The sequence below is a fragment of the Olleya sediminilitoris genome, from assembly GCF_016785945.1.
Lineage (GTDB): Bacteria > Bacteroidota > Bacteroidia > Flavobacteriales > Flavobacteriaceae > Olleya > Olleya sediminilitoris.
In genome coordinates this window covers 313,398-324,651 of record NZ_JAEMEF010000004.1, presented here as the reverse complement: position 1 = coordinate 324,651, position 11,254 = coordinate 313,398, and the positions used below count along the sequence as shown (strand labels likewise).

At 30.0% G+C, this 11,254-nt stretch carries 12 protein-coding genes; all 12 read left to right on the top strand.

All coding sequences use genetic code 11. From position 1 onward, the window contains the following. Positions 1–542 (top strand): IS3 family transposase (locus JAO71_RS07185; protein ID WP_202999853.1); only part of this gene is annotated, 542 nt, incomplete at its 5' end. Positions 543–756: 214 nt separating this feature from the next. Continuing rightward, positions 757–1,443, top strand: coding sequence for a hypothetical protein (locus tag JAO71_RS07180; RefSeq protein ID WP_202999851.1), 687 nt, complete (start codon positions 757–759; stop codon positions 1,441–1,443). Positions 1,444–1,772: 329 nt separating this feature from the next. Beyond that, positions 1,773–2,480: an SIMPL domain-containing protein gene (locus JAO71_RS07175; RefSeq protein WP_116822557.1), complete on the top strand. Its 708-nt coding sequence runs from the start codon at positions 1,773–1,775 to the stop codon at positions 2,478–2,480. A 155-nt stretch (positions 2,481–2,635) separates the two neighbouring features. After that, positions 2,636–3,958 carry a P-loop NTPase family protein gene (locus tag JAO71_RS07170; protein ID WP_202999849.1) on the top strand — a complete coding sequence of 441 codons (1,323 nt, stop codon included), beginning with the start codon at positions 2,636–2,638 and terminating at the stop codon, positions 3,956–3,958. 1,114 nt (positions 3,959–5,072) lie between these two features. Beyond that, entirely contained in the window at positions 5,073–5,459 is a 387-nt protein-coding gene (gene tssD / locus JAO71_RS07165) for a type VI secretion system tube protein TssD (protein WP_028291068.1), read from the top strand. Between the two features lie 333 nt (positions 5,460–5,792). Then, positions 5,793–6,179 (top strand): type VI secretion system tube protein TssD, encoded by a 387-nt coding sequence (tssD, locus tag JAO71_RS07160; RefSeq protein WP_028291069.1) that lies wholly within the window; start codon positions 5,793–5,795, stop codon positions 6,177–6,179. Positions 6,180–6,270: 91 nt separating this feature from the next. Further along, positions 6,271–6,666 carry a type VI secretion system tube protein TssD gene (tssD, locus tag JAO71_RS07155; protein ID WP_202999847.1) on the top strand — a complete coding sequence of 132 codons (396 nt, stop codon included), beginning with the start codon at positions 6,271–6,273 and terminating at the stop codon, positions 6,664–6,666. Positions 6,667–6,818: 152 nt separating this feature from the next. After that, positions 6,819–7,469 (top strand): hypothetical protein, encoded by a 651-nt coding sequence (locus JAO71_RS07150; RefSeq protein WP_202999845.1) that lies wholly within the window; start codon positions 6,819–6,821, stop codon positions 7,467–7,469. A gap of 113 nt (positions 7,470–7,582) precedes the next feature. Then, positions 7,583–7,885 carry a hypothetical protein gene (locus JAO71_RS07145; RefSeq protein WP_202999843.1) on the top strand — a complete coding sequence of 101 codons (303 nt, stop codon included), beginning with the start codon at positions 7,583–7,585 and terminating at the stop codon, positions 7,883–7,885. 96 nt (positions 7,886–7,981) lie between these two features. Further along, the gene (locus JAO71_RS07140; RefSeq protein WP_202999841.1) at positions 7,982–9,772 is read left to right on the top strand and encodes a type VI secretion system Vgr family protein; all 1,791 of its coding nucleotides are present in this window, start codon (positions 7,982–7,984) and stop codon (positions 9,770–9,772) included. 15 nt (positions 9,773–9,787) lie between these two features. Beyond that, the gene (locus JAO71_RS07135; RefSeq protein WP_202999839.1) at positions 9,788–10,747 is read left to right on the top strand and encodes a hypothetical protein; all 960 of its coding nucleotides are present in this window, start codon (positions 9,788–9,790) and stop codon (positions 10,745–10,747) included. 9 nt (positions 10,748–10,756) lie between these two features. Next, positions 10,757–11,245 carry a DUF4280 domain-containing protein gene (locus JAO71_RS07130; RefSeq protein ID WP_202999837.1) on the top strand — a complete coding sequence of 163 codons (489 nt, stop codon included), beginning with the start codon at positions 10,757–10,759 and terminating at the stop codon, positions 11,243–11,245. The last annotated feature ends 9 nt before the right edge of the window (positions 11,246–11,254 follow it).

Genomic DNA, 11,254 nt, shown 5'->3' with positions numbered 1-11,254 from the left:
CTCAACCAGAACAACTTTGGGTTAGCGATATAACATACATTAAAACAGAAAATGGACACAACTATCTGGCTTTAGTCACAGACGCCTATTCTAAACAAATAATGGGATATAAACTCGATAACCATATGAGAACATCGCTTTGTAAAGAGGCGCTTGCTATGGCTATTAAAAACAGAAAATATCCTAAGCAAAAGCTTATTCATCATTCCGACAGAGGGTTTCAATATTGCAATCCCAAATACACAGAATTTGCCGAAAGTAACGGAATAACAATGAGTATGACTGAACAATACGACCCTTATGAAAACGCTGTTGCTGAACGCATTAATAGAACGCTTAAATATGAATATGGATTAAAACAAACCATTAAAAACACTCAATTAGCACAAAAAATGACACAACAAGCAGTCTATATTTATAACAATTTAAGAACCCATTTTAGCCTGGATCTCAGAAAACCTGCTGAAGTCCATCTCAATCCAAACATCAAATACAAGTCGTACCGAAAAAATAATGTAAATTTACCTGAACTTACAATTTAAGAACAAACCTAGTTCAAACTTTTTTTTTGCATTCTAAACGGCTAAAAAAAAACTTTTGAACGTCTAAATATTAACTAAAAAGAGTCAACCTATATCAGTATAATACACTCAGCATTCAATGAAAAAACTGAAATTCATTTTAATACTTTTCGTAATACTACCAAAAGTTTCAATTGCTCAATCTTTAAATGAATTTTTAAAGCAGTTTGAAGAAATGTCGAAAGAAATAGAAACTGAAATAACAGTATTTGATTTAGATAATGACTCTGATTTAGACGTTATTATTAACTCACAATGTTCCGAAAGCAAATGCCTAGAAGTATATTTAAATATAGGAGGAAAATACAAAAGTGTAATTAGTGAGTTTGGTTCGATAAGTATTAAATTAACTAATTCTGAAAAAGGAGAAACTTCAAAACTTGTTTTAAATTCTGTTACTAATCATTGCTGTGGAGAAAGCCCTTTTGGTTCGAATCGAGATTTCATTTTTATTAAAGATAAAGTTATAACAAAAAATAATTATGTTTCATATAATCACGAATTTTATAATGATGAAGACAATTATAGATTAACACTAACACCTTATAAATTACTTACCAAAGAATATGAGATAAAAATTACAGTAGACAGTTATAATGTTAGATTTTCGGCTGATTTGAATCAACATAACTCAACTTTTACTTGTCCAGAAAAAACGAATATAATAGCTAAATTAAAAAAAGGCGCCACAGTAAAAGTAATAGGAGAATTTAAAGGGAATGATTCTGAGGAAAGAACTTGGCTTTATGTAGAAGCCACAAATGAAGCTATAAACGACAATGATTGTTCATCTCCTATTTCTTACAAATTTGACAAACAAAAATTAAGGGGTTGGATAAGTGACAAATATGTAGAAAAGTAACATTGCCTAACACGGTGTATAAAACATAGCTAGTAAGTGCTAAACCCGAAGGGTTGTTTATATTTAGGGAGTCCGCCAAATTTTTAATTTGGCTTTTTAAAAGAAAAAATTAAAAACAAAATATAAAAATTCGGCTCTGTGTTAATCCGAAAAGTTAGTGTCTTTTTACACGCTACGTTTCATACACAATACCGTTAGGCAACATTTGAAAAAAAACTCGCAGAATATTAACAAACTAATTGAAATGGACAGTTCACTCATTCTGACTTTCGAAAAAACAATTAAAATTATAGCTTCGATAAAAATAAAGAACTATAACAATTAAACCAATGAAAAACATCGTACTCATTCTTATCGGATTTTTAACAATTCAAACGTTTGCTCAAAGCAAGAACTTTATTGATCAACCATTTTTAGAAACAATTGCGGAAATCGACACTTTAGTTACACCAAACAAAATTCATCTGGTAATAATATTGAACGAAGAAGACAACCGAAATCGAAAATCAACAGAGGAATTGGAAGCTTCAATGTTGAGAGTTTTGAATTCACTAAAACTTGATTTAGAAAAAAACCTTTCGCTTTTAGATTATAGTAGCGATTTCAAAAAATACTTTTTAAGCGGACAAAAAATACTAAAAACCAAAATGTATTCATTAATTGTTAATGATGCACAAACTGTTGGAAAAGTAATGGCAGGATTGGAACGTGAAGAAATATCAAACGTATCTATTACAAAAACGGAATATTCTAAATCTGACCAATTATTACTGAATTTAAAAGCAAAAGCAATTTTAAAGGCAAAACAGAATGCCGAAAAAATGGTTGAACCTCTAAATCAGAAAATCGGAAAAGCTATTTACATTTCGGATTTAGAAACTGAATCAATAACAAGTCAATTACAAGGTAGAGTTGCAGGTGTGCAAATAAGAGGATATTCGAGTATTTATGGAAGTCGAGCTCAAGAAGACATTGTGATTGATTTTGAGAAAATGAAGTTTTCAACAAAAGTAAAAGTGAAATTTACAATTGAATAAAAAACGTTGCCTAACAATGTGTATAATTCATTGCTAGTTAGAGCTTACTTACGAAAGTCCTCGCGGACTTTCTATCTGTGATTTATTTGCTAACTTTAGTACTTAAAAACACAACGAAATCATACACCAACCGTTAGCTGTAATTAAAAACTCGAATGAAGAAAACTTATCAATTAGAAGAAATATTTACACCAAGTCAACCTGCGAAACATACTTTTGTTGAAAGAAGTTCTGTAAAAAAAAGGTTAGACAGAGCTTTCAGAACACCTGGAAAACAAATTATAATCTATGGTTATTCTGGTGCTGGTAAAACTACACTTTTAAGAAATAAGTTAGAAACAGAAAATATAAATTACATAACAACGCCCTGTATAAAAGGAATGTCAATTTCTGATATTGTAATTGATGCTTTCAATCAACTAGAAATATATTTTACTCAAGGAAAGGAAACAGTTGAAAGTAATAAAGTTGGAGGAACTTTAAGTGCTTCTTATTTAGGTCTTAAAGCTTCTTTGGGTGCTGAAACAAAAGGCGATAGTAAAATTTCCAAAAGAAGAGCTGTAGAATTACCGATTACACCGCAAACATTAGCTAAATTCATTGGAGAATCCGAAAATTGTTGGGTTATTGAAGATTTTCATAAAATCGAATCTAGCAATAAAATTCAAATGGCTCAAATTATGAAAGTTTTCATGGATGCTTCTGTTAATTATCCTAAACTTAAAATAATTGCAATTGGAGCTGTAAATTCTGCTCGGGAAGTTGTTCAGTTTGACCCAGAAATGAAAAATAGAATTACGGAATTACAAGTTCCGTTGATGAATGAAGAAAGTCTAAATGAAATTTTAAATACTGGAGAAAAGTTATTAAATATTAAAATCCCAACTAAAATAGTTGACCGGATAGTTTCATATTCTAGTGGATTACCTGCTGTGACTCATCAACTTGGATTGTTATTATGTGAAGTAAATAAAATCTTCCAAACACATGATTCAAGTAAAGTATTTGAAATAACTCAATCTTCATTTGAAATTGCACTAGACGAATATTTAGAAGAAAATTCTGATTCGTTAAAAGCTGTATATGAATTTGCTACGAGGATAATCCATAAACGTAAAAATGAAAATGCTTCAGATATTCTTCGAGCGATTTTAACTGTAAATAATGAGAGTATCTCTTTAAATGATATAAAAGAGGTAATTCAATTAGATGACAAAAACTATAAAGGAACTAATTTAAAAAAATACGTAGATGAATTAACGACACCTTCTAGGTCTGAAATATTAAGATTTAATGAAAACTCTATGACTTATTATTTTAACAATCCATTTATCAAAGCCTACTGTCAATGCGTCTTAAGGAACAATGTAAAAGGAAAAATAAATAGCAGTACTCTTTTAAAAGAATTTAGAAAAACACTTAATAAAGAATTAGAAATTGCAAGAAGAGCATTCTTGAAAGATATTTCTGAATTATAAAAAAACTACAGCCAACAAAGCACCACAGTAAAAAACAAGTAAAAACCCACTCAAGTTTAGCTAAAGTACTTCTATAAAAACCTTAATAAAATAATCCTGATTTTACATTCGTAAAAACTTATGTTAATAGTATATCACATATTGCTATTAGCATTAATATTTTATGCTTTCCTTTTGCGACTTATCACTCATTAATTACTTTACATGACTTCATGTATTTACAGCCATTAAAACACCTCATAAATTAGAAAAGTAATACCGTAAAAATCACCTATAACAAGGGATAATTCTGGTCTATTTTGCCATAAAACCAAAAATTAAACTAAATACCTAATAAACAACACTTTAAGACACCTATCCAAGTGGGTTATAGCGTGGTTATAGCGTGGTTATAGCATGGTTATAACGTGCTTATAGCAAGCTTATAGTATAAATTAAGTAAACCACTTATAACTTAGTGTAATGCATAACACAATAATTTAAACATATAGCGTCAAACCGCACATAATGTATACCTAATGCCAGCCTACTTATAAAAACCCTAACAAATTTTATATTAGGTTGTTGTTGTTATTAATTAATTAGCAAAAACATAGCTGTGTGTAAAACTTAATACAGAGTATCGCGATAATAAAACATCAAGACAACTTCAAAAAAACATTAATACTGTGTACAAATCCCCAACTAGCACTTGTTTGTAAATAGTACTATTTAAAGTAAAATTAAAACGATCTAAATGTTTATTAAATAATAAACAGAAAATGGTAATCAAAGCCTTCCCTCGTGCAACAAATCCATAACTCTAGTGTACTTAAGTAAAATCTGTTAAATTGTCTTAAATATTTTAAATGTTTTAAGTCATTACACGATGTCTCAGAAATATAAAATCACACAAAATAACTTTTTTAAAAAGACACCAAACAAGACAAGGTGCTGCTTAAAAAAACGGCTAAAATTTAAGACCTAAAATCAACATACCATAGCACTTTAAACAAACCACAAGCACACTTAAACAGATATTATTACTGTTTACCTTTATAAATCTTATTCACTCAACATAATCAGTAACTTATAAAAATGCCGATAATGGCAATTAATTTTTCAAATATTTTTTATGGCTTTTAAAGCAAAACTTAAAGTAGGAGGTCAAGAGTACAACGTATTAAATTGTTCTTACGAATTACACCAAGAAACAGACGCAACAGGAAGACCATCTTCTGTAACAAGAGGAGGTAAAATTAAATTAACAGTTGAGTCTACTGCAGACGTTAGTCTTTCTGACTGGATGTTTAACAACTTTGAACGTAGAGATGGATCTATAGTATATTTAAAAAGAGATAGCGAGTCTACTTCAAAAGAATTAAAATTTACAGAAGGTTATATGGTTAAATACCGTGAAACTTTTGATTCTACAGGTAGAAACCCAATGGCTGAAACTTTTGTAATATCTGCAAAAGGTATTGGTATTGGTAATGGAGAACACCTTAATGAGTGGGTATAAACCAGTTAGTATAGTTAACCAAATAAAAAGGGATGCTTTGGCATCCCTTTTTTTACTAATAAAACAAATACAATTAAACACCCCCTTTCCTCCCCTTTTAACTTGACAGTCTAAAATATTATTTTCAAACACACCGTAAACAAATCAATTCACAGTAAGATAATCTTCTAAAAAACAGCACTATAAATTTAGAAACAAACAACAACACTACACTTTATCGAATAAAAAAACTTTTTAACGAAAAAAGACAGGCGTATTCAATTACGTTTTATAATTTTAGGGTATGCCACTAATGGCTTTTAAACTTTTTTTATTAATTAAATATTTATTATTATGGCTTTTAAAGCAAAACTTAAAGTAGGAGGACAAGAGTACAACGTATTAAATTCATCTTACGAATTACACCAAGAAACTGATGCAACAGGAAGACCATCTTCTATTACTAGAGGTGGAAAAATTAAATTAACTGTTGAGTCTACTGCAGATACAAGTCTTTCTGACTGGATGTTTAACAACTTTGAGCGTAGAGACGGATCTATCGTATTCTTAAAAAGAGATAGCGAGTCTACTTCTAAAGAATTAAAGTTTACAGAAGGATACATGGTTAAGTATCTAGAAAACTTTGACTCTACTGGTAAAAATCCAATGTCAGAATCTTTTGTTATTTCTGCTAAAGGTATTGGAATAGGAAACGGAGAACATGTTAATGACTGGGTATAATAACTCCCATTATTAATAATTCATAAATTTAAAGGGAGTTGCGTATGCACTCCCTTTATTTCTTTATTCTCATTTTTTAAACCTATTCATTATGTCATTTTTAGCAAAACTTAATATTGATGATAACGAAATGAATGTATTAGAATGCTCCTTTGGTTTTCACCAAGGCGCTGATACTACAGGTCGACCATCTCAAAAACCTCGTGGAGGACAAATAACTATCTTGATCGAATCTACTAATAAAACAGACTTTTTAGAGTGGATGATCTCTCATAACATGACCAAAAATGGTGATATTATCTTTTACAAAAGAGATAATATGTCCAGCCTTAAAACCATAACATTTTATGAGGCCTATTGCCTAGATTATATGGAAGATTTTGATGCTGTTAGTGCACAACCCTTAAAAACAAGAATCGTAATTTCTGCTAAAGAAATTAGTGTAAAAGGAACAACCTATACAAATAATTGGCCAGCAAAAATGTAATTTCTGCAAGTCCAAACCTAACACTTTCAACGTATAACTATTATATAGTTAAAGACTGTACTATTGTTTTTAATAAACAATAATAGGGTATGCAATAAAACACGCACATACCAAACCGTATTATGGCAACGACTTAAACGCTACTTTTTGAAATGAACTACATAAAAAAAACAGATGCTTACGATATCTATATTGAACCAAGTCGAAAGACTATCGTTATCCGTCAAAAATGGAAATACATTTGGTCCGTAGCCTCAGGGATACCAAACTGGTCATATTTAGAAAAAAAAGCATGGCATCAAAAAGCAGATAACGTTATTTGGCAACAGTGGGGAAGTAAGTTTATTTTTTGGGCTTTGTCTAAAGATCACAATAATAGCAACACGTCATTACACAAAAAAGAATTTAATCTTGAATTTGATATACAGTGGGTGACTTCAGATCAGCATTGGATAGCTAATGTTAAAAAGATAAATGCTTTAGAGGACTTTAGATCTCGTGTTAATTTAACAGAAAAAAAAATACATCTAGCACATATAGATATTAAAAGAAGAAAAGTTGGAGCTATAAATCAAAATACTGTCAAACACGAATTTGGTCATACAATTGGAGCAAACGACGAATATGGTAATGCCTATAAAAGGGCATACAATCAAACGACTTACGAATCGATTTATGTTAAAGACACAAAAGGGCTAATGAACATTGGAAACGAACTTAGAACTAGATATATCCGTGATATTGAATTAGAAGTAAATAAAATGATTCCAGGTGTAACTTTTGCAGCTTTCTTAGAGAAATGAAAACCTTACATATAATTTTAGTAAATCTATTTATATTATCATCATGTAACAATAATCAAGTTAAGCCTAATGTAATGACTAAATCTAACAGCATTGATTCAACTTACTTTTGTTTGGAAGATTCTATTACTGTTCGTTTTTTGTCGCAAACCAATTATAAAAAAGCAATAGCCACTTGTAGATTAACTTTACTAGATAAACAAATTATTTTAAAAGGCCATGGTTATATGGGTCCAACCAGAATTTTAGCCAACTATTATTCAAGGGAAGAACATGAAAGAAATAATATCCCAATTAAAATTGTTCAATGGGGCACAAAAGATGAAGAGCATATCATTTACGTATGGTATAGAAAAGAAAAAAAGGAATGGCAACCTATTGTAGCAGAAAAATATCATATATCAACTCAATTTTAGTATGAGTGGATCATTATAACATAAAACAATATTTGGCTCGTAATAAAAGCCTAAAAATATAACAAATCAACTCAGTTTTAATAACACAATAAGACTATGGCATTACAAAGCAACACGACTATATTTATCTCAGGAACAGAGGTCACGGCATTTAAATCAATACAATTACATCAAAGTATCGATTCTCATCACAGACTAGAGCTAGTTTGTCGTATGGATGTTTTAGAAAATCTAACTCAAGCACTCGGTGAATCTAGTAAGAATTACTTAGGAGAAACCATAACAATCCAAACGTCAGCTTTGGGTGCTCTTAGTGGTTATGAAACCTTAGAATTTAAAGGGATTGTCTCGCAAATAACCACTATTAAAGGGCATGAAGCAAGTTCTGGTGACGAAGTTGTCATTACAGCTTTAAGTCCAACCTATATAGCAGACGATGGACCACATTATGCCTCCTATAACGATTTATCATTAGCAGAAATATTAGACCGTACTTTTAGCGACTATGACAGATCTAAATTAGAAGTCCAAATACAACCTAATAATACCGCTACCCTACACTACTCTGTTCAAAACGGAGAAAGTGCTTACAATTACGCTAGTCGTTTAGCTGCACAATATGGCGAGTGGTTCTATTATAATGGTTCCAAATTAATCTTTGGAGCTCCGGAAACAGAAGAATTAACATTAACTTATGGTTTTGATCTCAAAGAATATAACTTAAATCTAACACCACAATCACATAATTATAAATTTTATGCTAATGATTACTTATTAAACGATGTACACGAAAAAGATGCTAAAGATATTAGTTCTGGTACCAGTGGTTACAGTGGTTTTGTATCTAGTAAATCTGATAGTATTTTTACCAAAGAAACAAAAGTATGGCACAACTTATATAATGATCCACAAGCAAAACAAAGATTAGATTCTAGTATCGAATTACAGAAAAAAGCTATCCAAATACAACAGGTAAAACTGAATGGTATTAGCGATAATCCTGGTGTAAAATTAGGAAATATAGTGAACGTAGAAGGTGCAAACTACAGGGTTATAAGTATTACTCATAGTAATAGCGAAAATGGCGATTACGAAAACAGATTTGAAGCTGTTACTGCAGAGTTCGATGCTTACCCAAATACAAACATCAATGCATTTCCTAAAAGTGGTACGCAAACTGCTACAGTTTTAGAAAATGCAGATCCAGAAGGCTTAGGTCGTATACGTGTACAAATGCCTTGGCAGAAAACAACAGGAGAAATGACTCCATGGATACGTATAGTAACACCACATGCTGGTGGTGATAAAGGGTTTCATTTTATACCAGAAACAGGTGAAGAAGTACTTATTGGTTTTGAAGGTAATAATGCAGAACACCCTTACATGTTAGGTAGTTTGTATAATGGTGGTGCAACAGCAGGTGCTTTTCAGAGTAACGCAAATGATGTTAAAGCTATAAAAACAAGAAGTGGTCACATAATTGAATTTAATGACTCTTCATCTGCTGAAAGTATAACAATAACAGACAAGAATAATAATACTATATTCATTGATACAGCTTCAAATAACATACAAGTAATTGCGAACAACAATATAGAAATAACAGCTGAACAAACAATGACATTTAGTGCCAATAATATTAAAATTAAAGCGAATGAAAATATAGATATTTCTGCTGGAAAAGATATCAACAAAAGTATCGCAGAAAATTATAATATAATGACTAAAAACAGCACACAAATAGTTGAAGAAAAATTAACTACAGACTCTAAAAAACAAACATCTATTTCTGATGAAATCACATTAAGTAGTAATACAAAAAATCTTACACTTACTTCCGGTAAAACAGTGGATATACAAAGTAAAGAAAAAGTAAAACTCTTTTAAAATTATAATTAACAAATGGAAGAGGCACTTAAAAGTAATAATACTAAAGCTTTTGATAAAAATCATTTAACATTTAATCATAAAAAATTAAATGCTAAATACGGGTGTTCTGTACTTTTTGATGATGGTAAATCTAAGAATGAAATTAGATATAAATTAGATATTACATTTACTGGTAACATTGAAAATAAAATTAAGACATTTAGAATTACTAGAGGTGATAAAATTTATATAAACGATATAATACAGAATAACTTTATTGACAAGCTAGCAATAGAAACAAGTAAATGTCTCTACCCATTACATATTAAAACTAATAGAAAAGGTAAATTAATAGAAATTCTAAATTTTGATGAAATAATTAATCGATGGGAACAAATTAAAAAAAAAATAAAAGAAAATTATAAAAGTAAATTAACCGATAACTATATTAAAGCAACTGAAAAATCATTAGTTGACAAAAAAATATTACTAGATAAAATTAGTAAAGACTGGTTTTTAAATCTTTATTTTAGTGAAATTTATAAATTTTATTCTCAAGATTTATACATAAATGAAAATTTAAAATACCCTATACTTGGTGATGTAAAACCAGTAGAGTATAAAGTAATAAGTAAAGTTCAATTAAATGAGGACACTAAAGATATTAGATTAGATATTAGTGGAATTATAGATGACGATAGATCTGCATTAGATTTAGTACAAAAACTAGATACACCATATTACAAAGAGCTAAATAAAAACGAAAAATCTATGGAAGGATCTTGCAATCTAATTTATTTATTTGAGGGGAAAACAGGTGTTATTGAAGCAATAGAAGCAAATTTTGAAACAAAAACATCAGTTCCTAACAAAGTTTTAGTTAAAATGTTTTTATTAAAAAAAACAAACAGTACTAGTACTTTTACTATTGAGGATGATGAAGTAAAAAGAGAGAACAAAAAAGGATTTTGGTCAAAAATTTTCAAAAAATAAAATCGAATAATGAGTCAAAAATATGCCGTAATACAAGGAGCTTTATGCGAATGCCAATTTGGAGACTTCCCTGATAAACTAAAAGTGTTATCGCATAAAAAATATTATGCAAACGATCCAAATGGAGCTGATAAATTAATTGCCACAACTATGGAAATAGGCGGTTCTACATTTGAAAAAAACACTTTTGGACAATGCAAGTTACAACCCACAGGAAGTAGTTTTAAACCATGTCAAATTGTAGTAACAAAGTGGGATAATTTTTACAAAAATGTAGAGTTTAGTAATGGAGGGAAAATAATTTTAGAAGATAGTAAGGCTACTTGCCCAATATCAGGTAGTCCATGTATAAGTATAATAACACATGGTCAATCTATGGAAGGAAGTTCTAGCAGTGTAACAGAATCTAATGAAGAAATTCAGCATCAAATAAACCCGATGGTCAACATAAATAACCTTGACGAAATTACTGAGATCAAGGAAGTAAAACTTACTTAATTCATAAAT

Excerpts from the sequence above, each read along its gene's own strand:
- JAO71_RS07180 (WP_202999851.1), top strand. The coding sequence starts at position 757 with ATGTCGAAAGAAATAGAAACTGAAATAACAGTATTTGATTTAGATAAT.
- JAO71_RS07175 (WP_116822557.1), top strand. The coding sequence starts at position 1,773 with ATGAAAAACATCGTACTCATTCTTATCGGATTTTTAACAATTCAAACG.
- JAO71_RS07170 (WP_202999849.1), top strand. The coding sequence starts at position 2,636 with ATGAAGAAAACTTATCAATTAGAAGAAATATTTACACCAAGTCAACCT.
- tssD (WP_028291068.1), top strand. The coding sequence starts at position 5,073 with ATGGCTTTTAAAGCAAAACTTAAAGTAGGAGGTCAAGAGTACAACGTA.
- tssD (WP_028291069.1), top strand. The coding sequence starts at position 5,793 with ATGGCTTTTAAAGCAAAACTTAAAGTAGGAGGACAAGAGTACAACGTA.
- tssD (WP_202999847.1), top strand. The coding sequence starts at position 6,271 with ATGTCATTTTTAGCAAAACTTAATATTGATGATAACGAAATGAATGTA.
- JAO71_RS07150 (WP_202999845.1), top strand. The coding sequence starts at position 6,819 with ATGAACTACATAAAAAAAACAGATGCTTACGATATCTATATTGAACCA.
- JAO71_RS07140 (WP_202999841.1), top strand. The coding sequence starts at position 7,982 with ATGGCATTACAAAGCAACACGACTATATTTATCTCAGGAACAGAGGTC.
- JAO71_RS07135 (WP_202999839.1), top strand. The coding sequence starts at position 9,788 with ATGGAAGAGGCACTTAAAAGTAATAATACTAAAGCTTTTGATAAAAAT.
- JAO71_RS07130 (WP_202999837.1), top strand. The coding sequence starts at position 10,757 with ATGAGTCAAAAATATGCCGTAATACAAGGAGCTTTATGCGAATGCCAA.